This window comes from Streptosporangium sp. NPDC003464, from assembly GCF_053588315.1.
In genome coordinates this window covers 17,412-39,717 of sequence record NZ_JBSFPS010000059.1, presented here as the reverse complement: position 1 = coordinate 39,717, position 22,306 = coordinate 17,412, and the positions used below count along the sequence as shown (strand labels likewise).

The following is a 22,306-nucleotide window of genomic DNA, read 5'->3' as shown; positions in this document are numbered from 1 at the left end:
GGCGGCGATCACCCGGATGGCGTGCAGGAGTTCGGCCGGGCCGGCGTCCTTGAGCAGGAAGCCGCTGGCGCCGGCCTGCAAGGCGTCGAAGACGTGCTCGTCGGTGTCGTAGGTGGTGAGGATGAGGACCCGGACCTGCTCCAGCCCGCGCGTCTGCGCGATCTGGGCGGTGGCTTGGATGCCGTCCAGTTTCGGCATGCGGATGTCCATGAGGACGACGTCGGGGCGGATGGCGCGGGCCTGCTCGACGGCTTCGGCGCCGGTGGCAACTTCTCCCACTACCGTGATGTCGTCCTCGAGGTCGAGCAGGACCTTGAACCCGGATCGCACGAGACCCTCGTCGTCGGCGAGCAGCACCTTGATCGGAGCCTTGTTCATATACGTGGCCCGTTCGATACGAGAGGGAGCCGAGCTCTGACTTCGAACCCGCCGCCGGGAAGCGACCCGGCATCGAGTTGTCCGCCCAGCAGCAGGCAGCGCTCGCGCATGCCGAGGATGCCCCGGCCGGGCTCGGCCGGGGCGCGGGTGCCGGCCAGTTGCCGAGCGGGTGGGTCCGCGCGGTCATCACCCGGGGCGGCCGGGCGGCCCTCATCGGTCACGCGGATCTCCAAGACCTCATTTCCGGCCTTCAGCGCCACCGTCACCCGAGTCGGGCCGACGTGGCGGATCACATTGGTGATCGACTCCTGCAGGATCCGGTAGGCGGCACTGTCCACCGCGCTCGGCACCGGTGCTGCGGGCGAGATCTCCTCGAGCTTGAGGTCGAGGCCGGCCTCGCTCGCCTTGGCGGTCAGCTCGTCGATCTGCCCCAGTCCGGGATACGGTGCGCGCGCTGTCATCGTCACCGTCGTCGCCCCGCAGGACCCCGAGGACGGCCCGCATCTCCCCCAGCGCCCGCGAGCTGGTCTGCTCGATGGTCCGCAGCGCCTCCTGCGCCACTTCCGGCCGTTTGCCGAGGACGTGTGCGGTGACACCCGCCTGGACGTTGATGATCGCTATGGCATGCGCGACGGTGTCGTGGACCTCACGGGCGATCCGCAGTCGCTCTGCGTCGACACGCGCCCGGCCTCCTCCTCGCGAGTCCGTTCGGCCAACTCGGCGCGTTCTTGGGCTTCGGCTGCGATGACCCGCCGGGACCGGACGGACTCGCCGAGGGTCACGCTCATGACCGACACGCCGATCCGGAAGAACACCCAGCCGATGGCGGCGCGCGGCTCGATGCCGGTCGCGGCGGCCAGCCAGACGACGGTGAGCACAGTGACGCCCACACCAGTGATCATCAGCGACCGACGCCCGTCACCGTAGGCGGCGAGGGTGTACAGGGCGACGAAGAGCCCGAGCCAGCCGGGGCCGTCGGGGAAGTCCACGCCGTAGTACACCAGGCTGGCGAGCGCCGTAGTGACGAACACCGGCACCGGCCAGCGACGGCGGCCGGCGATGACCAGGCCACTTACGATCAGCAGAGCGTAGCCCAGGTATCCGAGGTCGCTCAGCGGCCGCTGCACCACCTCGCCGGCATTGCGGATCATCGTGCCCTGAACCTGCATCACGGTGACGAAGAGCGCGAGCAGTACGTCCTGCGCCGGCGCGGGCAGGCGTAACGGCGCGGCGCGGTTCCACACGGCGGTCCTACGATCGCCGCGCGCGCAGGCACTGCGCCCAGACGCGCGAGCGCCTACGACGACGGGCGTATGAAGGTTGCGGTCGACTACGCAGAACCGCGTGCACGCTGCCGCTCCCCGCCGGAGGCGCTGCCGCCGCGACGCGGTGATGATCGATCCGTCACCCCTCCACGACCGAAGACCGACCCCACCTGCTCCCCACCCCTCCCTGACCCGAAAGGACCCTCCATGTCCATCCGCCCCCTGCTCACCGCCGCAGCCGCCCTGTTCGCAGTCTTCGGCTCCGCCACGCCGGCGGCCGCGGCCGTTCTGGCCCAGCCTGTGGGCGCCTATGACCTGACCAGCGGCCGGCTCTGGTCCTTGGTCGCCGCGGCGCTGGGGCTGGCCGGCGCCGTCGTCGGCGGGCTGGCGCTGGCCCGCTCCTCCGCTCGTTCCGGCGCCGCAAGCGGGAGGAATCGCGCCATCGCCGCCGTGATAGCTGGTCTGACCTGCGCGGTCATCGGCGGGGTGGTGGTGGCCGCTGCCAAGGGCGGTCCCGGCACCGGCTACGGAATCGTCGGCGGCTTCATAGACCTGGTGGTCGGGCTGATCGCCATGATCCTCGGCGGGCTGGCCGTGTCCCGTACCCGCCGCACCGGCTGACGCGGCCTCGATGCCGAACGTGGGCCGCGGTCAGGGCCGCGGTCAGGGCCGCCGTGCGGGCGACAGCGTCCGCCAGGACATCAGGGCGGCGACGGCCGAGGCCGCGCCGGCCAGTGTGACGACCAGCCCCGGAGCCGCGACTTCACCCAGCGCGCCTCCGGCCGCGGCGGCCAGGCCCTGCAGCGTCATCGTTCCGGTCAGCAGCAGGCCGAACGCCTGACCGCGCTGCGTCTCGGGCACCGCGTCGAGAAACCTGCGGGCCAGTGCGAGCTGGTAGGCGACGCCGAAACCGGACACTGTCATCAGGACGGCGGCGTATCCCGGTGCGGGGTGCAGCGCGAACCCCAGCAGCGGCAATCCGAGCGCAAGCGCGAGGGGACCGGCCAGCCGCTCCCGGCCCGCAGGGCGCACCAGGCGGCCGACGACCAGGTTGCCGGCGAACATCCCGGCGGCGACCGCTGCGAACAGCAGACCCGCCGCGTCAGGCGCGCCGACCTGCGCGGCGTACGGGACCAGCACGCCCTCGGCGCCGACCATCAGCGCCGACGCCAGCCATTGCGCCAGCAGCAGCGCCCGGACCGCAGGCCGGCGCAGCAGCGCCCGGTTCACCTGCCAGGTCTCACCGATGCCGGCCGAACCGCCGGTGCGGCGGCGTGGGTGATCGGCCAGGCGCAGTCGCAGCAGGCCTGCCGAGGCCAGGCAGGTCGCGGCGGTGATCCAGAGCGCGCCTGGCGCGCCGACAGCGGCGATCAGCATGCCACCGGCGGCGAAGCCGAGCACCTGCGTGCCGCCGGCCGCCATGGAGAACACGGCACGGCCGAGCACGTAGCGGTCGCCGTCCAGCAGGTCGGACAGAAGGGCGGTGCGCGAAGCGGAGGCGACGGCGCTGGGCAAACCCGTGACGGACACGAGCGCCAGCATGGCCGGTACCGGCAGCAGACCGGCGGCGAGCACGGCGCTGACCGCGGCGCGCAGCACCTCGTAGCCGACCATGACGGCGCGCGGGGGCCAGCGGTCGGCGAAAGCCAGCAGCAGCGTGCCGCCCAGGGCATAGGGCAGGAAGCCTGCCGCATACGCCAGCGCCGACATCAGCGGCGACCCGGTTGCCGCGTAGACGGTCACGGACAGTGCGAGCATCCGCACCGTCTCGCCGATCAGGAAGAGCGTGTAGCTGCCGAACAGCACGCGGAACTGGCCCACGGCGAACACCTCGCGGTAGGTGGCCGGGCGTGGCGCGACGGACGTGGTGGTCATGGCCGACAGCATCACGGCAGCCCGGCCACGGTGACTATGCTTTCGCGTGGAGGCAAAACGTGCTGGCCATCGAGGTGGGACCCGTCGACGTGGCGCGTACCCGCTACGCGATCTCGCCGCTGGGCGAGGCGATGCAGGCGCTGCGCGTCGCAGCCGGCGTGCAGGCCGCCGGCCCGCTCCGGCCGTGGGCCGAGCGCATCGCGCCACGGTACGAGCAGCTACGCCGGCAGGTGCCCGCAGTCGGGGCGCTGACGGCGCTGTTCCGCCGCGGCGGCTACAACGCCGACTTCATCCATCCGCCGCCGTCGGGCTCCGGTGGCGACTTCGCCGCTGAGCTGGCCGCCGTGCGCGCCACGCCGCTGCGCCGCGCACGCCTGGAACTGGCCCGCAACCTGGCGGGACTGCGGACGCCGCCACGCTACGTGCAGCGCATCCTCGACGCGCCGGACGTGGTCACCCGGCTCGCCGATGCGCTCGAGGCGAGCTGGCAGGCGCTGGTCGAGCCGGACTGGCCGCGGCTGCGGGCGGTGCTGGAGCGCGACCTGGTCCGCCGCGCCGGACACCTGGCGATGTACGGCTGGGCGGCAGCGCTGTCCGATCTCGACCCGCGGGTGAGCTGGCGCTTCGAGGGGCAGGCCGGGACCATCGAGGTGCGCACGGGCTCGCGTACCGAGTGGGACCGGCACCGGCTGGCCGGCAAGGGCCTGCTGCTGATGCCGACGGTGTTCGGCACTCTGATCAGCTACGTCGAGCCGCCATGGCCCTACGCCCTGGTCTATCCCGCCCGGGGCATCGCGGACCTGCTCGGCCCCGTGGCGCGTGCACCGGGTGGTGAGGCCCTGAGCCGGCTGGTCGGCCCTCGCCGCGCGGACGTGCTGCGCGCGCTGGAGGTGCCTGCGACGACGACGCAGCTGGTCGCCCAGCTCGGCCTGAGCCTGGGCGCCGTCGGCGGCCATCTGGCGGTGCTGCGCGATGCCGGCCTGGTCACCCGCACCCGCGTCGGCCGGGCCGTCCGCTACGAGCACACGCCGCTGGGCGCGGCCCTGGCGGGCAGCTGAACGCCACCGGGCGGCCCACCTGGCCGCCCGAGGCTGACACCTCGGTGGCGGCAGGGCGCCACCGAGGCACGTCCACGGCTGATCAGCCCCGCTGCCGACCAGTCGGGATCGCGCGGCGGGCGCCAGGCGCCGCCGAGGTCAGGCACTGGATGATCGCGTCTTGCTCGTCGGTCGAGCAGCGGGCGTAGCCGACGCGGGATCCCACGGCGGCACTCAGCCCGGACCGCGCCGTCGCCCATGGCTGGTTCAATGTCCACCCATGCAGACCCACGATGTGCAGATCGACGGCGACCTGGTGCGCAAACGCTTCATCGACGGCAAGCCGGGCGGCGCCGAGCGGGAATGGCGGGCGCTGCGGCTGCTGGCGGAGCACGCGCCCGGGCTCGCGCCCTCACCCGTGGAGTACGGGACCGATCTGGTGGTGATGTCGCGCATCGAGGGCACGCCGCTCTTCCTGCTGCCTGCCGTACCGGAGAGGGAACTGGTGGAGGCGGTGGACCGGCTGCATGGCGCCGTGCCCCGGCAGGTACTCGACCGGGTGCCTCAGCGGTTGTGGCCGGTGGAGCGGATCAGGGATCAATTGCTCGTGTGGGCCGGGCGGTGGCGGCCGAAGAACGAGCTCGCGGACCAGGCCGTCACAGAGGGCGCGCGGTGGCTGTCCGGGTGGGAGCCGGGCGAGCATGGGGTCCGGCCGGTGTTCGGAGCCAGTGACGGCAACAGGGCGAACTTCCTGTGGGACGGCGTGCGCGTCAGGATTGTCGATTTCGAGGAGTCGGGCCGCAGCGATCGGGCGACCGAGGTCGCGGAGATGGCCGAGCACGTGTCGTGCTGGGTACGTGGGGAGAGCGAGTTGTGTTTCGAACTCGACTCCGCGGAGGAGCGCAGGCTGTTGGAGTGTCGCAGGCTGTTTGCGTTGATGTGGGTCTTCCTGCTGAAGGACGAGGGGCCGAGAAATCCGCCCGGTACGTTCATGCGAGCGGTCAGACGGGCTTTGGATCGGCTCGGTTAGGAACGACCTCCTCTCGGAGCCTGCCTGCGCTCCACACCCCTCCCCGTCCACGCCGCCGTTGGGCAGGTCAGGGATCTCGCCGAGCCGCCGCAGGCCTTCAGCCGGAGTGGAGGAGGAGATGAAGTAGCCGCCCAGGACGTTGAGGTGGGGGTGGCCGAGTGGAGACAGCCGGACGGCGTCCTTGGCCCGTGAGCGGGAAAAGGATTGGACGGGACGATGCTCGGGCTTGTAGCTTGCAGTCGATCGTGACACCGACCGAGGAGGTGAGACCCATGAACGCTGTATCGATGTGGGTGCTCCCCCTTCCCGTCACGGTCGGGCGATTGACGTAGGTGTCGCCGGGAGCGCCTCGCCAACAAGGCACTCCCGAAAGGCAACACCTATGCACTCTTCGCAGTTCCCCGCCGAGCCGCCGTCGAACGACATGGTCGAGCGCGACTTGACCGTGGGCGACGTCCCCGGGCTCTGGCCGCCGGCCTCCGGCGCCGACCGTGCGCCCCTCATGTTCGACGTGATCATCGCCGGGTGCGGGCCGACCGGTGCGATGCTGGCCGCCGAACTGCGGCTGCACGACGTACGGGTACTCGTTCTGGAGAAGGAGACCGAGCCCAAGTCGTCCGTCCGCATAGTCGGTCTGCATATTCGCAGCCTCGAGCTGATGGCGATGCGCGGACTGCTGGAGCGCGTTCTCCAGCATGGAAGGCAGCGTCCGGCCGGCGGTTTCTTCGCCGCCATCAACAAACCCGTGCCCAGGAGTCTGGATTCCGCGCACGCCTATATGGTGGGCATCCCGCAGCCGGTCATCGAGCGCCTGCTCGAAGAACATGCGATCGAACTGGGTGCGCAGGTCCGGCGCGGTTGCGCGGTGGCCGGCTTCGAGCAGGACGACGAGGGCGTTACCGTCGAGCTGGCCGACGGACAACAGCTGCGTTCGCGCTACCTCGTCGGCTGTGACGGCGCGCGCAGTACGGTGCGCAAACTGCTCGGCGTCGGCTTCCCCGGCGAGCCCTCACGGACCGACACGCTCATGGGCGAGATGAAAGTGGGTGTACCGCAGGAGGAGATCGCCGCCAAGATGACCGAAATCAGCGAGACCCATAAGCGATTCTGGCTCAGGCCCTTCGGCGAAGGGGTCTACAGCGTCGTAGTCCCCGCCGCGGGAGTCAGCGACCGCGCGGAACCGCCCACCCTCGAGGATTTCAAACAGCAGTTGCGCACCATCGCCGGAACCGATTTCGGCGTGCACTCCCCGCGCTGGTTGTCCCGCTTCGGGGATGCCACCCGGCTGGCCGAACGTTATCGGGTCGGGCGGGTGCTGCTGGCCGGCGATGCGGCGCACATCCATCCACCCATCGGCGGACAGGGCCTGAACCTGGGCGTTCAGGACGCGTTCAACCTCGGCTGGAAACTGGCCGCACAGATCCGCGGCTGGGCGCCGGAACCACTGCTGGACACCTACCAGGCCGAACGTCATCCGGTCGCCGAGGACGTGCTGGACAACACCCGCGCCCAGACGGAACTGCTGTCCACCGAACCGGGCCCGCAGGCCGTGCGCAGGCTGCTCACCGAACTGATGGACCTCGACGAGGTGAACCGCCATCTGATCGAGAAGATCACCGCGACCGGCATCCGCTACGACTTCGGCGCAGGCCCCGACCTGCTCGGCCGCCGCCTGCGCGACATCGACGTGAAACAGGGCCACCTCTACGGTCTGCTGCATCGCGGCCGCGGCCTGCTGCTGGACCGCACCGAACGCCTGACCGTCGGCGGCTGGTCCGACCGGGTCGACTACCTCGCGGATCCCACTGCGGTACTGGATGTTCCGTGCGTCCTGCTACGCCCCGACGGCCACGTCGCCTGGATCGGCGACGATCAGCAGGACCTGGACGACCACCTCTCCCGCTGGTTCGGCAGGCCCGCCGACTGATTTCACCTGAGCAACCGGAAAGGTCCGTGAGGATGATCGGAACGGCCAGTAGCGACTGACCACCGGAAGGCTGGAGGCAGCATCAGCCGTGGTGCTCTGGCGCCAAGGTCGGCCTGCGAGGAGGGGCAACCTCCGAGTGACGACCGGAAGACGGCGGAGGAGCACCGCGGGGTGGATCGGCAGGCGTCCGCGCGTTCGTATAACGGTCGTCTGACGGTCGTCTGACGGACGCGAGCGGGAGCACCCCCGAAGAGGCAGCCGCGTCCGGTTCTCCCGTTCATTTTCCCGAAGACCAAGAACGGCCTGGAAACAGCCCGTAGACGCGGCAGGGTCGGCGGCCGGCGTCCGGTGGTCGACGGCGACGAACGCGCCGCGATCCTCGACCGCCAACTCCCCCGCCCGGGAAAGCCTTCCGGACGGCACAGGGCACAGTGCGGTGATCCTGTACGGCCTCAGCTTCGCCGGGACCGGCGTCGAAGCCGGCGCACGGACTTCCATACGGACCACGATCGGTGCCGAATGCGCGCGCGTTGTCTGCCGCATGTCTCGGTCTGTCGACGGCTGCCACCGTCGGTTGCGGCCGTGACACGACCATGACATGACGCGGACGAGGCGGGGACACCGCTGGTCGACAGTGGACGGAGTCGGCCGGCGGGCGGATTACGGAGCGCGCTGCGAAGCGATCCGGCCGCCCGCACCGGGACGACGCTGTACCCCCGGCACCACGGCGTCGCCCTCATCGAGCAGGGCCAGACGGACCGGCCGGAGGTGTTGTGCCCGTCCGTCGGACAGAAAGTCACGGCGAAGGTGATCACGAAAAGGAGAAGGCGTGGCTGATGACAGGCAATGGGACCGGCGTTCGCTGCTGCGGGGCGCCGCCGTGCTGGCCGGTGCCACCGCGGCCGCGCCGCTGTTGGGCGGCGCGGCCACCGCGCTGGCCGGCAGCGGTGACGCGGACGCGCTGTTCAAGGCCGGCAAGTTCGAGAAGGCCGGCCGCGCGTACGAGGAGCTCCTCAAAAAGGACCCCAAGAACCTGCACGCGGCCCGCCTGCGCGGCTATGTCGGGCTGCTGGCCAACCGGTTCGCCGACGCCGAGAAATACCTCAAGATGGCCCTCGCCCTGGCGCCCGACGACAAGGACGCCAACTACTTCCTGGCCGACTGCTACATCCGGCAGGACAAATTCGGCCTGTCCGCACCCCACTGGAGAGCGGCCGGCGAGGACAGCTACGCCAAGTGGTTCGCGGCAGTCCGCGGCCAGGCGTATCAGGTCCACGGCGAGACCGCGCGGGTGCCATGGAAGCAGATGGACCCGATGCCGCTGGTCGAGGCCTCGGTCAACGGCGGACCGACGAAGCGCTTCACGTTCTACACCGGCGCCCCGAATCTGAGCATGCGCGCGTCGGTGGCCAAGGAGGCCGGGCTGAGCCCCGTCGCCAGTCAGAAGACCGAGTACGAGAACGGCGTCATATGGGCGTACTGGGGGATACTCGACTCCTTCAAGCTGGGCGGCATCGAACTGCGCAACGTCCCGGTGAGCTGGTCGTCGACGGAGTCGGGCGAAGATGTCGACACCGACAGCGACGGCCTGATCGGCACGTGGGTCTTCTACCACTTGCTGACCACCTTCGACTACGCGGGCCGGCAGCTGATCCTGCGCCGCCGGACCCCCGAAACGGCCAGGAAGGCACGCGCCGCCGCCACACGGGCGGGCGCCGAGTCGCTGCCGCTGTGGCTGGCCCGTGAGCAATACCTGCACAGCACGGGCAGCTTCGCCGGCGTCGCCGGCTCCCGCACAGGGGTGGTGGGTGTGAACCTCGGCGGAGTCGGCGAGATCGCCGCGGGCATGCGCGGGGACACGGCCAAGCGGTTGGGGATCCGCACCGACTACGACCGCCAGATCGGGACCTTCGCCCAGAGCCACCCGGCCGTCGTCTACCCCTGCTACCCGAAGGAGATCCGCCTCGGCAACGCCGTCGCCAAGGAGGTCTACTGCTACACGAACCCCAACCAGCCGGTCAACGTGCCGTGGCCCTATGGGACAGGGTTCGACACGATGGGCTGGTTCTCCCACTGCTTCTGGAAGCCCTACAACATCACCGTCGACTTCACCGGCATGAACCTCTACATCGCCCGCGGCGAGGCCGCCTGATCACCGCGACTGTACGGGCGTGACGGGAGCCACCTGGAACTGCCGGTTCTCACGGTCGCGGGGTAAGGGCGGACCAGGCGCCCTTACCCCGTCGCCCGGTGCCCTACTGCGTCGCCCATTCCAGCTTCGTCGCCGGACGGCGCCTACCGGCCAGCGCCTCCAGCGCTCTGGAGTCCAGCCGGAAGAACTGCTCGAGCTCGGCCACCGACACCTCAGCCCGGAACCGGCGACAACGGGCCACTTGCTCAGATGATCGGGTCGACGGCCGGTCCCGGCCGCCGGGGCCGCATGCCCGGTCGGCCGGCCACCGGGCACGCGGCGCAGTACGGCTTCGCCGCGGCGGCCATCGACGCCCCCGGGCACGGTGACCGGCCCCGTTCCGCCGTCGATGAGCAGGCCCGCGCCGACCTCCGCCAGGCGATGGAGGCCGGCGAGCCGGTCGACGAGATCGTCGCCGCCTTCATCGTCCCGCTGGTCGAAAGAGCGGCCCCGGAATGGCGGACCACCCTGGACGCCCTCCTTTCGCTGCCCGAGATCGGCGGCCCGGCGGGTACGAGGGGATGACCACCATCGGCATACGGCTGGCGGTGGTCGAGCCGCGCATCTCGGCCGCCGTTTTCTTCGGCCGGGGTTCCGTATCCGACACCCTGTCCGAGGCGGCCCGGCAGGTCACCATTCCGCTGCAGTTCCTGCTGCAGCGGGACGACGGAGGGGCGGAACGGCAGCCACCCCTGGACCTGTTCGACGCCTCCGGCACCAGGGAGAAGACGCTGCACGCCAATCTGGGCGGGCACGCCGGTGTCCCGTGGTTCGAGGTGGACGACGCGGCCCGGTTCTTCACCCGGCACCTGAAGTGAGGCCGGGCCGTCGGGCCAGCAGCGGACGGTAGGCGGTGTCGGCCAGGATGCCGCTCGTCGAGGACAGGTCCCGGCCCTCCTCGATGGCGGTGGCCGGCAGATGCACAACCGCCCCGATCGGGGCGGTACCGGCCGCCGGCATGTGCATCTTGTCATTGTGGTCCGGCCGCTTTCTGGACCTGAGGGATCCGCGTGCCCATCGTCGGGCTCTGGAAGCTGCCTTCACAATGACTGCTCCAGGTGGTGACGCATTGGAGTGAACCCGGCGGCCTGGTAGAAAGCCGACGCCTCCTGGTTGAAATCCCATACCTCCGTGAGCAAGTGGGAACATCCGGCGTTCTTCGCTGCGGTGCGGACCGCGTCGACCAAGGCGGTGCCCACGCCCATCCGGATCGCGGTGGAGGCGACGGCCAGGTGCTCCAGGACGGCAAAGGCTCTTGGCTGCATGAGGGCATCGCCCGAGCGCTCGACGAGGAGCATCATGGCGTATCCGACCGAACAGCCCGACGAGGAGGCGATGAAGACCCGAATGTCCTCACGAGCCAGGTGACTTCCGAAGATCGGAGCCACCTCACTCGGAGCGGGACCGGAGCGAAAGACGTCCGGTCGGTTCAGGGCGTGCACAGAATGGACGGAGTCATTGAGCTCGGCCAGCAGGGCGGCATCGGCTACCGAGGCGAGGCGAATCTCGATTGAGGGCACGGACGGAGGCGGAGTCATGAACAGATCATGATCCATGCTTCGACAGCCGGGCACGTGTGGTTCTCGGGCGCCCGCGCCGAGTCCGGCCGTCAGGCCCCCGGAGCCGGAGGTGAGCAGGCAGACGAACACGCGAGCGGGCATCCGGGGAAGGCCGGTCCCGACCGGCGGCGTCGCGAACTGCTCCACGAAACCGCGCACGGACCCGGCCGGCCGCTGCTGAAGACGGACGGCCGTCGCAGTGGCGTATGCGATTGTCGATACGCCACCGCCGCACCGGACCCCCGGCATCAAGGAACTGGCGCAAGCCGGCAGTGAGAGGGTCCTGCCGCTGCGATCCCGACAGCCCGGCTGCTGCAGGTGCTGGACGACTCGTCCAGCCGCTCCCCGTTCTCGACGACGTAGCCCACGCCGGGGTGGGGCCGTCGTCGTGGTGGCGTGCCGCCGCTGTCCGGGCGGTGCTCGAAGTGCCACCACTCGTTGTCGTAGAGGCGGTAGAGGTCGTAGCGGGCGCCGTGTTCCTCGAGCCAGCGCGCGCCTTCGTGGGGGCGCACGTCCAGTGCGATGCCCTTGACATGGCTGGATTCCGCCGGTGGCAGCACGAGCATTCGCGCCAACGCCGGGGAGCCGGAGCGACGCACCTCCTCGTCGAACATCCGCTGCTGGACAAGGGGATCGCGGTATCCCGAGGTGAGGCCGATGAGCTGGCCGTGACGCCAGAGCGCCTCGGTGCGCGCCGCGGTGAACGCCGCCATGGCGCCGTCGGTGAGGCCGGTGAGGTCCTCGGCGGGGAATCGCGTCCGTAACGCCCAGCGGCAGGCCAGTTCGCGGGCGCGGCCGGGATGGCGGGCGAGCGCCGCGGGCAGCAGGAGCACGGCGAGCACCAGCGTGGCCGCGGCGTACAGCCGGTCTCGGAGCCGAGGTGGGAGGGTGTGTGTTCCGTTCATGGCGACTACGATTGGCGCCGAATGTGTGTGCTCTGTCCGCCGTATGTCACCGTTTCTCGACGGCGGCGATCGTCGGCGCGATCGTGACACAACCATGACATGACGCTGACGAGGCGGGGACACGGCCGGCCGACAGTGGATGGGGTTGACCGGCGGGCGAGGTACGGAGCGTGCTGTGAAACTCGGCGGCGTGTCGCGAGTGTTGTTGATCGAGGATGACCCGGCCGTGCGGGAGGGCCTTGAGCTGGCCTTGACCCGGCACGGGTACCGGGTGCGCGCGGTGGAGTCCGGCGAGCAGGGGCTGGACCGGCTGCGCGCGGACCTTCCCGACGTCGTCGTGCTCGATCTGATGCTGCCCGGCATGGACGGGTTCGAGGTCTGCCGCCGCATCCGGGCCGCCAGGGAGGTACCGATCATCATGCTGACCGCGCGCGGCGACGACATCGACGTGGTGGCCGGGTTGGAGGCGGGCGCCGACGACTACGTGGTCAAGCCGGTGCGGCCCAGGGTGCTCGAGGCACGCATCCGCGCGGTGCTCCGGCGGGTCGGCCGGGACCAGGCGGAGCTGGAGCGGCACGGGGACCTGACCATCGATCGGGCCGGGCTGGTGGTCGCCAGCCGCGGCGTGCCGGTCGGCCTCACCCCGACCGAGCTACGCCTGCTGCTCGAGCTCTCCGGCACGCCGGGCCGGGTGCACAGCCGCCAGCAGCTGCTGGAGTCGGTGTGGGAGCACGGGTACTTCGGCGACTCGCGTCTCGTGGACGCGTGCGTGCAGCGGTTGCGCGCGAAGATCGAGGACGACTCGGCGGCGCCCGTCTACGTGCAGACGGTGCGCGGGTTCGGGTACCGGTTCGGGCCGGTGTGAAGCGGCCGGTGACACCTCTGCCGAGCCTGGGGCTGCGTGCCCGGCTGTTGTCCGCGTTCGCGCTGCTGTGTGTGGTCACCGCGACGGCGGTGGCCGGCGTGATCTACGTCGAGGCCCGCAACGCCATCCTGGAGCGCGCCCAGGATGCCGCGGTGCAGACGATGAGAAGCCGCCTGCAGGCGCTCTACCCGTTGCAGAATCCGGCGCCGGACGCAGGTGAGCTCGGCGAGATCGCCCGCACCGTGGCCGACGGCAACAACGACGCGGTCGCCGTCTACCACGGGAGGCGCTCGCCGGCCGGCCCCCGCCGGCCGTGCCTGCCTTTCGGCGGGCCATGCCGGCAGGGCCTGGATCCCGGGATGATCCCCAAGGAGCTGCGGCGGGAGGTGGCCGGCGGCAACGTCGCGTGGCAGCGCGTGGTGTGGCAGGACGGGCCCCACCTGATCATCGGCACGCCGTTGTTGATCGTCGAGGGGGACCGGCCGACGCGGGCGTCCGGCATCGAGGTCTACATCACGCACAGCCTGGCTCCCGAACAGCACAGCATCGACCGGCTCGCCGCACGTGCCTGGGGCGCCGGCGGGGCGGCCCTGGCGTTCGCGGTCGTCCTGGCGTTGCTGGCCGCCCATGGCGTGCTGGGCCCGGTGCGCGAGCTCGGCCGGGCAGCTCGCCTGCTGGGCCAGGGCGAGCTGCGCACCAGGATCGCGGTCCGCGGCTCCGATGAGCTGGCCGACGTGGCACACACCTTCAACACCACCGCCGCGGAGCTGGAACGGCACGTCAAGCAGCTGCGCGAGATGGAGGCCGACGCCCGCCGGTTCGTGGCCGACGTGTCGCACGAGCTACGCACCCCGCTGGCCGCGCTCACCGCGGTCGCCGACGTCCTGGAGGAGGAGGCGGCCGAGCTGCCCGAGCCCGCCGGCCGGGCCGCCAGACTGGTCAGCCAGGAGACGCTCAACCTCACCGCTCTGGTGAACGACCTCATCGAGATCAGCAGGTTCGACTCCGGCGTCGCGGCCCTCGCGCTGAACGAGGTCGACCTGGCCGAGCTGGTGCGCGCGACCCTGCGTACGCGGGGCTGGTCGGAGCAGGTGCACACCGAGCTTCCAGCCGCGGTGACGGCACGGCTGGACCCGCGCCGGGTGGACGTCATCCTCGCGAACCTGGTCGGCAACGCCCTGCGGCACGGCGAGCCACCGGTGTCGGTACGGCTGTCGGCCGACCCGCACTGGATCGCTCTGGAGGTCCGCGACCACGGGCCGGGGCTGGACGGAGCGGTGCTGCCACACGTGTTCGACCGGTTCTACAAGGCCAGCGCGGCCAGGGCCAGGTCCGAGGGCAGCGGCCTGGGCCTGGCCATCGCGCGGGAGAGCGCGCGCCTGCACCGAGGCGACCTCACCGTCGCCAACGCCCCGGACGGCGGCGCCGTCTTCGCGCTGCGCCTGCCACGCCGGACACACGATCCGGACGGAGGCCCCGAATGAGGACCGGGCTCGCCCGCCGCGTGCTCGCCGCGGGCCTCGTATCGCTCGTCGCCGTGGCCGGCTGCGGCGTGCAACCCAGCGACGCCATCCCCGCCGGCGACCCGCCGAGCGGAGCCGTCGCACTGACCGTCGCACCGACCGTCGCACCAGCCATGAAGATCACCATCTACCTGGTGAAGAACGGCCGGCTCAGCGCGGTAACGCGGCCCGGTGGTCGACCACTGTTCCGGGCGGACACGCTCGCGCTGCTGGCGGCCGGGCCCACCGCGAGGGAGCAGGCGCACGGCTTCACCACCGAGGTCCCGCCCGGAGCCGGCCCGTTCTCGGTAACCGTCAAGCCGACCGGCCACCTGGTGGTGACCCTGTCCACTGCGGCCGGCGAACTGTCCACACTGGCCGTCGAGCAGATCGTGTGCACGGCCGCCGCCGCGGTGCCGGAAAGCTCTGCCCAGGTCACCATTGTCGGTGCTGGGCAGGACATCGGCCCCCGCAACTGCCCGGGGTAACGGCAGCGACCTATCCGCTCGGGAGCGGGCGCCGGGGGCGATGGCACCCGGCACCCTGCCCGCTCTCGCCCCCCGCGGACCGGTCAGCGGAAGTCGGAGATGCGCAGCACCGCCAGCATGTCCGTCGCCCGGGAGCCGGTCGAGAAGGACGCCTCCGCGCCGACCCAGCCGCGGAAGGCTCCCGTGTCGTCGATGATCTGCATGAGCGGTTTGACGTGGGAGTTGCCGGTATAGCAGAACTCACCGCGCTCCATCGCCAGGCAGGTGCACCAGTGCCACAGCGTGTCGCGGCGGTCGGACTTGGAGATCATCGTGAGGTAGTACTGGATGGAGCTGACGTTGGGGCGCGTTCCGCCGCCGTACTTGGGGCAGCCGCCCGACTTCTGACACGCGCCGCGCGAGGACGGTTGCAGGTAGGTCAGGCACGAGGTGGTGGCGGCGCAGGCGTGGAAGGCGGAGTGGCCGAACGGCTGACTGCCGGACGTGACGAGCTTGCCGCCCGCCCAGCTCGTCAGGTCCTGCCTGAGCGAGCCGGGGAACGCCTTCACCGAGCTCATCGCGCGGCGGGTGCTGAGCGCGGCGTTGCTGCCGTAGCCGTACCCGTGCGTGGCCAGCGTGCTCTGCTTGAGGTCCAGGCGGGCCAGCCTGCCGTCAGGCGAGGGCCGCACGTACCACTGCTCCGTCCACGTCTGGGCGATCTTCCAGCGGATGGTGAGCACGCCGCCCGCCACGGTGTACGTCCCGGTGCGGCTCTCGTCGGGGGCGGCGGTGAAGCCTCCGGCGGTGAGCACCTCGCAGGCGCGGGGCCGCGACGCGGCCCCGCCCGCCTTGGTGGTGCAGCTCGGGTCGGGGACGGTGCCGGTGCGCTGTCTGGCCTTGGGATGACGCTGCCACCACAGGTAGAGGGCGGCGCTCACCGTGCCGTCGGCGGCGAAGCGGTAGCTGCCCAGGCGTACCCAGTTCTGCCGGGAGGCGGCCTTCAGGTGACCCTGTGAGACGACATAGGTGCTCTTGCCGCCCGGCAGCGGCGAGGCGGAAACCGCGGCGCTGGCCGGCCGGCCGGGCAGGACGGTGACGGCGAGCAGGAAGGAGAGGATTGCCGCTGCGGTACGCATGAAGACTCCGGAAGGCTTGCGGGCTTAGCCGATCGTCAACAAGCCACCGTATTCGGCCCGGACCGGATATGTCTGCGAAACCGCGGCCATGACTCGCCCGGATCGCCGGACCGTCCCCTCCCGTCCGGAAGGTCTCGGGACCCGGCCGGATGCGCCTGCTCCCAAGCGCTCCGCGCGGTCTCGACGATTTCACAGCCGCCGGGTTCCGCGTGCGTACGGGTACAAAAGGGCGTCGAAGTGCCGTCAGGGACGTAAGTGAATTCATGGTGCGAAGGGGATGAACATCCCCGGTAAAGCTCGAGCCCGGCCGATCAACTTGTCTAGCTTTGTGCCATGTCACACACAAGGCATCATTTACCCCGGGCCATGCGTGCCGTCGGCGTGTTCGCCGTGGCGCTGGCCGTAACGCTTGGCATCTGCGCTGGTCCCGCGTCCGCTCATCTGACCCGTGGCCATGCCGAGCTGGTCGTCGGCACGACGGCCGGACTAACAAGCGGTCGCTTGGTTGTGCACAAGGACGTCGTCTCCCCCGAGCGCGCCGGAGCCTGGGCGAGGGCCCTTCTGGGAGGTGGATGCCCGGTCAGCGCTCAAGGGGTGTCCGGCGACGCCGGCGGCATCCCCGGCGGTGTGGTCGTCGAGCTCGCGTGGTCGTGCACGGTGGACAGCCTGGACCTGGGCGGGCTGCTGCGCGCAGGCGGGCTGTCGGAGATCGTCACGGAGTTCGACGGTGTCACCTCGAACGCGACGAACGCCCTCCCCGTCGTCGACGCCACCGGTTCGCACGCGCCCGCCTCCCCGTGGCCGACGCCGTACCTCGTGGCGATGCTTCTCGGCCTGGTACTGGCCGTCACCGGATTGATGTGGCTGCGTCGCCGTAAGGGATGGCTGGGCGTCGTGGCGGCCACGGCCGCGCTGGCGGTGCTCGCGCCGAGCGCCGCGCTGGCCGCCGTGGACGATCCGGGGAGCGCCACCGAGGCGGACCCCGCACCCGGCCGGACCACGCAACCGAGCGCCTCTCCGACGAGTGCCTCTCCGGACGTGGCCGCCCCCACCGGCACGCTTGCGCTCACCACCGCCGGCCCGAAGGCCGGCGAGCCGGTCACCTTCCGCTACACCACCGACAGACCGAACGCGCTCAACTGGGTGGGCCTTTACGGCACCGCCGACAAGCCCGGCTCCGCCGCGTCGAAGACCTGGGTGCGGGCACCCCTCGCCTCGGGAACCGTCACGCTGGACACCGGTGCCCTCGGCGAGGGGTCCTGGACCGCGCACTTCCTGGCCGACGACGGCTACGACCCGCTGAGCGCCCCGGTCACGTTCACCCTGGCGGGCGCCGGCTCGGACCTCGTGACCGTCGAAGGCACGGTCTTCGCCGACCAGGACGGCGACGGCGTCCGGGACACCGGGGAAAAGGGCCTGCCCGGCGTGTCCGTCACCGACGGCGCGGTCTGGGCGACCACCGCGGCCGACGGCGGCTACACGCTGACCGTCGACCGCAGGCGCAGGGAGACCGACCTGATCAGCATCGTCTCGCCGAACGGCTACACGCCGGTCCTGCGCGACGACTCCGTGCCGGCCTTCTTCCGCGAGGTACCGGGTGGACAGGGGCCCCTCAAGGGACTCGACTTCGCGCTGGTTCCCGACGCCAACGCCGCCGACCCGAAGGAGAAGTGGCTGATGGTCTCCGACGTCGAGGTGGGCAACCGCACCGACGCGGAGGCGAAGAACGCGCTGCCGCGCTGGCAGGGCCAGGTCGAGGCGATGTCCGAGGTGCACGGCGCCACGCTGACCATGACCACGGGCGACCTGACCGTGACCGACTACGCGGCCGAGCCTCGCCGCCAGGGCGGCTACGACATCCTGCGCGAGGGCCTGCGCAAGGGCTCACTCGGTCATCCGTACTATCCGGTCATCGGCAACCACGACGTCGGCGGCACCGCGACCTCCACCGGCTACGGCGGCAGCCTGGAGTACTGGCGCAGGAACATGGGCCCCGAGTGGTACAGCTTCGACCGCAACGGACGCCACGTCGTGGTCCTGGAGGACAACTACGACTCCAGAGGCCTGGCCCCGCAGCTGGAATGGCTACGCGAGGACCTGCGCAGGCACGCGACCGGCAAGCAGGTGCTGGTCTTCGCGCACCGCTCGCTGTTCACCAAATGGGGTCCCGGCGCCGGCATGCAACCGACCGTCGACGAACTGGCCAGGTACGACGTGCGGATGTTCGCCGCCGGCCACAACCAGCAGGCCGAATATCGGCGCGGCGCGTTCGCCAGATCGGTCGAGGTCAACAACATGGGCGTCTACGGCATCGACTCCGCCAGACCCGACTACAAGATCCTCGACTTCAGCGGCATCACCGACGACCCCAACACCAAGCACAACGAGGACATCGGCTACATCACCGGCACGCACCGCCAGTTCGAGATCGACGACGACGTCGCGCTGGTCAGCCCGGCCCAGGGCAGCGTGCACGGCGCCAAGAGCGGCGTCCCGGTCGAGCTGTACGCCGAGGACGACGGCCGCACCCCCGCCACCGCCACGCTGACCATCCGCGCCGGCAACGGCAGGGTGATCCGTCGGGACCGCGACCTGGAGTTCGGCCGCGCGACCGAGCCCACCGGCCGGGTCAACTGCTACACACCCCCAGGCGGTACGGCGGAGCCGTGCCCCCAGGCGCATGTCTCCTGGACCAGGGTCAGCACCCGCATCACCGGCCTGCGCCCGGGCACCTACACCGCGGAAATGGCCGCGGTCGACACCGCGGGCAAGGCCTGGCCGGCGGCCAAGACCACCTTCGAGGTAATCGCCGACTCCCGCCTCAACCGACCCGGCCTGGGCCAGGACTGGACCCGGCAGGGCGGCGACGAGGAGTCCCGCTCATCAGCCAAGGACGACCCGGGCGCCAGGCTCGACCTGCGCTGGGCGGCCAACACCGGCGAGCAGTTCCACCTCAACGGCGCGGCCGTGTCAGGCGGCAAGGTGATCGTCGCCTCGCAGGCGTTCGACTCGCTGTACAGCATGATGCTCGCCTACGACGCGCTGACCGGTGCGGAGCTGTGGCGCACCTACCTGGACGGCGACGCCGAGTCCTTCCCGACCGTGCACGACGGCAAGGTGTACCTCACCACGGGCGTCGGACGCGTCTACGCCCTCGACACGGACACCGGCAAGGTGGTGTGGGAGACGATCGACGACGAGCACACCACGGGGACGACCGTGCGCCGCTACGGCCGAGCAGGCGGACCGGTGAGCGTCTTCGACCTGCCCGGCCGCACCGTGGCGGTCTACCAGGCGTGGGACACCGTCCTCTGCCGCGACGCGAAGACCGGCACCCGTCTGCCGGGCGGGTTCAGCGCGCCCGCCGGCTGGGGCGAGTTCCACAGCGTCGCCGTACGGCGGCCCGGTGCCACCACCGCCTACCTGCACTCGGGGTCCAGCCAGACGCTGATCGCGATGGACCTGACCACCTGCGCACAGCAGGCCTCGGTGAACACCGGGGGCGACCTCTTCACCCAGTCCTCGCCCGCCTTCACCGACACGCAGCTCGTGACCGCGACCACCTCCGGCGTCCGCGGTCACGACCCGCAGGCGGGCGCCAAGGTGCTGTGGCACGCCAAGCTCGGTACGGCGAGCGCCTGCGAACCCGGGCCGCCGCCGGCGACCAGCCCGGCGACCCGGGGCGCGATGGCATACGTCGCGAGCGTCGACGGAGTGGTCAGAGCCTACGACACGGCCTCGGCCGACCCCGCCAAGCCGGTCTGGGAGACGCCCTTGGGTCATCTGCCCGGCGAGAGCCCGATGGATGACAAGTGGCGGGTCGCCGCCGGGTGCGCGACGGCCGGCCCCGGATCTCCGGCGATGCACGCGCTGGCGACCGAGACCGTGGTCTACGCCACGACCTGGGACGGGCGTGTGGTGGCGCTGGACCGGGCGACCGGCCGCAAACTGGCCGACCACAACCTGGGCGCGGGCGTGGCGTCGGCGCTGTCGGTGAGCGGCGACCTGCTGTTCGCGCTCACCGACGACGGTTCGATCCACGCGCTCGCGGCCACGAAGGTCCGCGGCCATGGCGGTTCCGGTCAGTGACCGTGGTTCTGACACGGGTTCTGGTCCGCCTGCTCGCGACCGCGAGCCTGGCGACGCTGATCCTGCTGGGAGCGGCGGGCCCGGGGTGGGCGCACCCCTTCGGCCCGCCGCTCGCGGCGAAGGTCACCGCTCACGGCGACACGGTCGAAGTGACCTGGTCGGCGGCCGCCGACGACCAGGCGATGCTCGACAAGATCGCCGCAGACCGGGGCGAACGGGTCGGCGACTACCTCGGCGAGCACATCGAGGTCGCGCAGGACGGAACGGCATGCGCGCTGGAGGCGGTGCGGGTCGAGGCTCTCGCCGCCTCGGGCGCGGTCCTGCGCTTCCGGTGCCGGACCGAGGTCCGCGCCGTCACGCTCAAGATCACCGCACTGATCGAGGCCGACCGGGCATACCGGACGGTGTCCACGACGCCGGGTGGCGGGGGCGCGCTGCACACCGCGACGGCCCCCGCGCACGTACTGCGCCTCGACGGTGAGGTGAACGCGCCCGGTCCGCCGATCGCGTCCGCCGAACTGTGGACGGCCGAGCTGTTCTCGCTGCTGGACAACGACGTCGTGCCGCCCCTTGCGTTGCTGGTCGCACTGGTGGCGGGAGCGGTGCACGCCTGCGCGCCGGGACACGGCAAGACGTTGACGGCCGGATATCTGGTCGGCGGCAACGGCCGGGCTCGTGACGCGGTCCTGCTGGGCGCGGTGGTGGCGGTCATGCACACCGTGTCGGTGGCCGTGCTGGCCGTCGGCTGGTGGCTGGCCGCGGACAGTGCGCCCTCGCTGGGGACCGTGACGAGGTGGCTGCAGCTCGCGGCCTCGCTCGTCGTTCTCGGAATCGGAGTGGGACTCCTTCTGCGGCACTTGCGCAACCGCCGCCGAGAGCACGGCCACGGGCACGGGCACGGGCACGGGCACGGGCACGGGCACGGGCACGGGCACGGGCACGGGCACGGGCACGGGCACGGGCACGGGGACGCCGCCTCGTTGCTGACGTGGCGGGGCATCGTGACGATGGGTGCGTCGGGCGGGCTGCTTCCCTCGCCCTCGGCCTTCCTGCTGCTGCTCACCGGCCTGCTCACCGGTAGGGCCGCGTTCGCCCTCGCCATGGTGACGGCGTTCGGCGTGGGAATGGCGGGCACCCTCGCCGGGATCGGCATCGCCGTACTGCGAGGCAGGAACGCGCTGGCGAACGTGACGAGATCGCCGCGGCTGCGGGAGTGGAGCCGGCGCCTGCCACTGATCGCGGCGACCCTGGTGGTCGCGGGTGGTTTCGTCGCCTCCGTACTGGCGGCCGTCGCCGTGGCGACCTTGTGAGGGCTCAGCCTGTGTGCCGGCGAGGACGCAGCATCTCCACATTGACAGGCAAGTGACGGCTTGCCTATCCTCGGCACATGGGCGATGTCTTCAAGGCCCTCGCCGACCCCACCCGGCGGACCATCCTCGACGAGCTGACCGAGCGCGACGGCCAGACCCTGTTCGAGATCTGCGTCCGCCTGACGAGTCGACATCAGCTGAGCCTGACCCGGCAGGCCGTATCCCAGCATCTGGCGGTGCTGGAGGAGGCCGGGTTGATCACCACACACAAGCAGGGGCGATACAAGTTCCACCACCTCGACACCACTCCCCTGGCCGCCATCTTCGAGCGGTGGCCGGTCACCAGGAAAGGACAGACACCATGAAGATCTACGTCACCAGCGTGTTCGTGGACGACCAGCAGAAAGCCCTCGACTTCTACACCGAGATGCTCGGCTTCACCAAGAAGCACGACATCCCAGTGGGCGGGGCCCGGTGGCTGACGGTCGTCTCACCAGAAGACCCCGAGGGCACGGAGCTGCTGCTGGAGCCGGACGGGCACCCCGCAGTCGGACCGTACAAGAAGGCGCTGGTCACCGATGGCATTCCGGCCACCTCGTTCCAGGTCGCAGACGTGCAGGCGGAGTACGAGCGGCTACGCGGGCTGGGGGTGACGTTCACACAGGAGCCGATGGAGGCAGGGCCGGTGACCACAGCGGTCTTCGACGACACCTGTGGAAACCTGATCCAGATCGTGACCCCGGCCTAGGTTCTGTTCTGTGGATCATCTG

General features: G+C 70.9%; 22 protein-coding genes and 1 pseudogene. 14 read left to right on the top strand and 9 right to left on the bottom strand.

Translation table 11 applies throughout. The features are described from left to right. The 4 genes and pseudogenes from ACWDS7_RS15930 to ACWDS7_RS15915 all read right to left on the bottom strand — a co-directional run. On the bottom strand, positions 1 to 378 hold a 378-nt coding region (locus ACWDS7_RS15930; RefSeq protein WP_451929893.1), incomplete at its 3' end, for a response regulator. Beyond that, entirely contained in the window at positions 375 to 839 is a 465-nt protein-coding gene (locus tag ACWDS7_RS15925) for a sensor histidine kinase (RefSeq protein ID WP_451929892.1), read from the bottom strand. The genes ACWDS7_RS15930 and ACWDS7_RS15925, both read right to left, overlap by 4 nt. Before the next feature lie 70 nt (positions 840 to 909). Beyond that, positions 910 to 990: pseudogene (locus ACWDS7_RS15920) on the bottom strand (hypothetical protein); the annotation flags it as partial. A gap of 5 nt (positions 991 to 995) precedes the next feature. Beyond that, a complete protein-coding gene (locus ACWDS7_RS15915; RefSeq protein WP_451929891.1) occupies positions 996 to 1,622 on the bottom strand; it encodes a DUF7134 domain-containing protein in 627 nt (208 codons plus the stop codon). A 228-nt stretch (positions 1,623 to 1,850) separates the two neighbouring features. On the opposite strand from ACWDS7_RS15915, the gene ACWDS7_RS15910 reads away from it, so the two are divergent. After that, positions 1,851 to 2,264: a DUF6223 family protein gene (locus tag ACWDS7_RS15910; RefSeq protein WP_451929890.1), complete on the top strand. Its 414-nt coding sequence runs from the start codon at positions 1,851 to 1,853 to the stop codon at positions 2,262 to 2,264. Between the two features lie 42 nt (positions 2,265 to 2,306). On the opposite strand, the gene ACWDS7_RS15905 is transcribed toward ACWDS7_RS15910, so the two are convergent. Next, on the bottom strand, positions 2,307 to 3,518 hold the full coding sequence (locus tag ACWDS7_RS15905) for an MFS transporter (protein ID WP_451929889.1): 1,212 nt from the start codon (positions 3,516 to 3,518) through the stop codon (positions 2,307 to 2,309). Between the two features lie 59 nt (positions 3,519 to 3,577). On the opposite strand from ACWDS7_RS15905, the gene ACWDS7_RS15900 reads away from it, so the two are divergent. The 6 genes from ACWDS7_RS15900 to ACWDS7_RS15875 all read left to right on the top strand — a co-directional run bounded on the left by ACWDS7_RS15900 (position 3,578) and on the right by ACWDS7_RS15875 (position 10,521). Continuing rightward, positions 3,578 to 4,576, top strand: a complete 999-nt coding sequence (locus ACWDS7_RS15900; protein ID WP_451929888.1) for a DUF5937 family protein — start codon at positions 3,578 to 3,580, stop codon at positions 4,574 to 4,576. 259 nt (positions 4,577 to 4,835) lie between these two features. Next, positions 4,836 to 5,585 (top strand): phosphotransferase family protein, encoded by a 750-nt coding sequence (locus tag ACWDS7_RS15895; RefSeq protein WP_451929887.1) that lies wholly within the window; start codon positions 4,836 to 4,838, stop codon positions 5,583 to 5,585. A 502-nt stretch (positions 5,586 to 6,087) separates the two neighbouring features. Continuing rightward, positions 6,088 to 7,512 carry a rifampin monooxygenase gene (gene rox, locus ACWDS7_RS15890; protein WP_451929895.1) on the top strand — a complete coding sequence of 475 codons (1,425 nt, stop codon included), beginning with the start codon at positions 6,088 to 6,090 and terminating at the stop codon, positions 7,510 to 7,512. An 829-nt stretch (positions 7,513 to 8,341) separates the two neighbouring features. Next, on the top strand, positions 8,342 to 9,664 hold the full coding sequence (locus ACWDS7_RS15885) for an aspartyl protease family protein (protein WP_451929886.1): 1,323 nt from the start codon (positions 8,342 to 8,344) through the stop codon (positions 9,662 to 9,664). Positions 9,665 to 9,913: 249 nt separating this feature from the next. Next, positions 9,914 to 10,228: a hypothetical protein gene (locus ACWDS7_RS15880; protein WP_451929885.1), complete on the top strand. Its 315-nt coding sequence runs from the start codon at positions 9,914 to 9,916 to the stop codon at positions 10,226 to 10,228. Next, complete coding sequence (locus tag ACWDS7_RS15875; RefSeq protein WP_451929884.1) at positions 10,225 to 10,521, top strand: hypothetical protein; 297 nt, start codon at positions 10,225 to 10,227, stop codon at positions 10,519 to 10,521. The genes ACWDS7_RS15880 and ACWDS7_RS15875 overlap by 4 nt, the downstream gene beginning before the upstream one ends. On the opposite strand, the gene ACWDS7_RS15870 is transcribed toward ACWDS7_RS15875, so the two are convergent. The 3 genes from ACWDS7_RS15870 to vanY-N all read right to left on the bottom strand — a co-directional run bounded on the left by ACWDS7_RS15870 (position 10,502) and on the right by vanY-N (position 12,167). Further along, the gene (locus ACWDS7_RS15870; protein WP_451929883.1) at positions 10,502 to 10,669 is read right to left on the bottom strand and encodes a hypothetical protein; all 168 of its coding nucleotides are present in this window, start codon (positions 10,667 to 10,669) and stop codon (positions 10,502 to 10,504) included. The two genes, ACWDS7_RS15875 and ACWDS7_RS15870, sit on opposite strands and share 20 nt — an antisense overlap. Positions 10,670 to 10,743: 74 nt before the next feature. Beyond that, positions 10,744 to 11,409, bottom strand: a complete 666-nt coding sequence (locus ACWDS7_RS15865; protein ID WP_451929882.1) for an N-acetyltransferase family protein — start codon at positions 11,407 to 11,409, stop codon at positions 10,744 to 10,746. Between the two features lie 101 nt (positions 11,410 to 11,510). Further along, positions 11,511 to 12,167 (bottom strand): D,D-peptidase/D,D-carboxypeptidase VanY-N, encoded by a 657-nt coding sequence (gene vanY-N, locus ACWDS7_RS15860; RefSeq protein ID WP_451929881.1) that lies wholly within the window; start codon positions 12,165 to 12,167, stop codon positions 11,511 to 11,513. Between the two features lie 190 nt (positions 12,168 to 12,357). Here vanY-N and ACWDS7_RS15855 point away from each other — a divergent pair, with 190 nt between their 5' ends. From ACWDS7_RS15855 to ACWDS7_RS15845, 3 genes are read left to right on the top strand one after another with little or no spacing between them, the layout of a single operon-like run. After that, positions 12,358 to 13,032, top strand: coding sequence for a response regulator transcription factor (locus ACWDS7_RS15855; RefSeq protein ID WP_177244948.1), 675 nt, complete (start codon positions 12,358 to 12,360; stop codon positions 13,030 to 13,032). Positions 13,033 to 13,040: 8 nt separating this feature from the next. Beyond that, positions 13,041 to 14,516: an ATP-binding protein gene (locus tag ACWDS7_RS15850; protein WP_451929880.1), complete on the top strand. Its 1,476-nt coding sequence runs from the start codon at positions 13,041 to 13,043 to the stop codon at positions 14,514 to 14,516. Beyond that, the gene (locus ACWDS7_RS15845; RefSeq protein ID WP_451929879.1) at positions 14,513 to 15,022 is read left to right on the top strand and encodes a GerMN domain-containing protein; all 510 of its coding nucleotides are present in this window, start codon (positions 14,513 to 14,515) and stop codon (positions 15,020 to 15,022) included. Before ACWDS7_RS15850 ends, ACWDS7_RS15845 begins: the two co-directional genes overlap by 4 nt. 83 nt (positions 15,023 to 15,105) lie before the next feature. Here the strand turns inward: ACWDS7_RS15845 and ACWDS7_RS15840 are convergent, their stop codons facing one another. Further along, positions 15,106 to 16,137, bottom strand: coding sequence for a hypothetical protein (locus ACWDS7_RS15840; RefSeq protein WP_451929878.1), 1,032 nt, complete (start codon positions 16,135 to 16,137; stop codon positions 15,106 to 15,108). A gap of 507 nt (positions 16,138 to 16,644) precedes the next feature. On the opposite strand from ACWDS7_RS15840, the gene ACWDS7_RS15835 reads away from it, so the two are divergent. From ACWDS7_RS15835 to ACWDS7_RS15820, 4 genes are all read left to right on the top strand, one after another. Further along, entirely contained in the window at positions 16,645 to 20,226 is a 3,582-nt protein-coding gene (locus ACWDS7_RS15835) for an outer membrane protein assembly factor BamB family protein (protein WP_451929894.1), read from the top strand. Positions 20,227 to 20,228: 2 nt separating this feature from the next. Further along, positions 20,229 to 21,536, top strand: a complete 1,308-nt coding sequence (locus ACWDS7_RS15830; protein WP_451929877.1) for a HoxN/HupN/NixA family nickel/cobalt transporter — start codon at positions 20,229 to 20,231, stop codon at positions 21,534 to 21,536. 77 nt (positions 21,537 to 21,613) lie between these two features. Then, complete coding sequence (locus ACWDS7_RS15825; protein ID WP_451929876.1) at positions 21,614 to 21,901, top strand: ArsR/SmtB family transcription factor; 288 nt, start codon at positions 21,614 to 21,616, stop codon at positions 21,899 to 21,901. Further along, a complete protein-coding gene (locus ACWDS7_RS15820) occupies positions 21,898 to 22,284 on the top strand; it encodes a VOC family protein (RefSeq protein WP_451929875.1) in 387 nt (128 codons plus the stop codon). The genes ACWDS7_RS15825 and ACWDS7_RS15820 overlap by 4 nt, the downstream gene beginning before the upstream one ends. The last annotated feature ends 22 nt before the right edge of the window (positions 22,285 to 22,306 follow it).

Coding starts and splice junctions, on each gene's coding strand:
- ACWDS7_RS15925 (WP_451929892.1), bottom strand. CDS start 839: ATGACAGCGCGCGCACCGTATCCCGGACTGGGGCAGATCGACGAGCTG.
- ACWDS7_RS15910 (WP_451929890.1), top strand. CDS start 1,851: ATGTCCATCCGCCCCCTGCTCACCGCCGCAGCCGCCCTGTTCGCAGTC.
- ACWDS7_RS15905 (WP_451929889.1), bottom strand. CDS start 3,518: ATGACCACCACGTCCGTCGCGCCACGCCCGGCCACCTACCGCGAGGTG.
- ACWDS7_RS15895 (WP_451929887.1), top strand. CDS start 4,836: ATGCAGACCCACGATGTGCAGATCGACGGCGACCTGGTGCGCAAACGC.
- rox (WP_451929895.1), top strand. CDS start 6,088: ATGTTCGACGTGATCATCGCCGGGTGCGGGCCGACCGGTGCGATGCTG.
- ACWDS7_RS15880 (WP_451929885.1), top strand. CDS start 9,914: ATGATCGGGTCGACGGCCGGTCCCGGCCGCCGGGGCCGCATGCCCGGT.
- ACWDS7_RS15875 (WP_451929884.1), top strand. CDS start 10,225: ATGACCACCATCGGCATACGGCTGGCGGTGGTCGAGCCGCGCATCTCG.
- ACWDS7_RS15870 (WP_451929883.1), bottom strand. CDS start 10,669: ATGCACATGCCGGCGGCCGGTACCGCCCCGATCGGGGCGGTTGTGCAT.
- vanY-N (WP_451929881.1), bottom strand. CDS start 12,167: ATGAACGGAACACACACCCTCCCACCTCGGCTCCGAGACCGGCTGTAC.
- ACWDS7_RS15845 (WP_451929879.1), top strand. CDS start 14,513: ATGAGGACCGGGCTCGCCCGCCGCGTGCTCGCCGCGGGCCTCGTATCG.
- ACWDS7_RS15840 (WP_451929878.1), bottom strand. CDS start 16,137: ATGCGTACCGCAGCGGCAATCCTCTCCTTCCTGCTCGCCGTCACCGTC.
- ACWDS7_RS15825 (WP_451929876.1), top strand. CDS start 21,614: ATGGGCGATGTCTTCAAGGCCCTCGCCGACCCCACCCGGCGGACCATC.
- ACWDS7_RS15820 (WP_451929875.1), top strand. CDS start 21,898: ATGAAGATCTACGTCACCAGCGTGTTCGTGGACGACCAGCAGAAAGCC.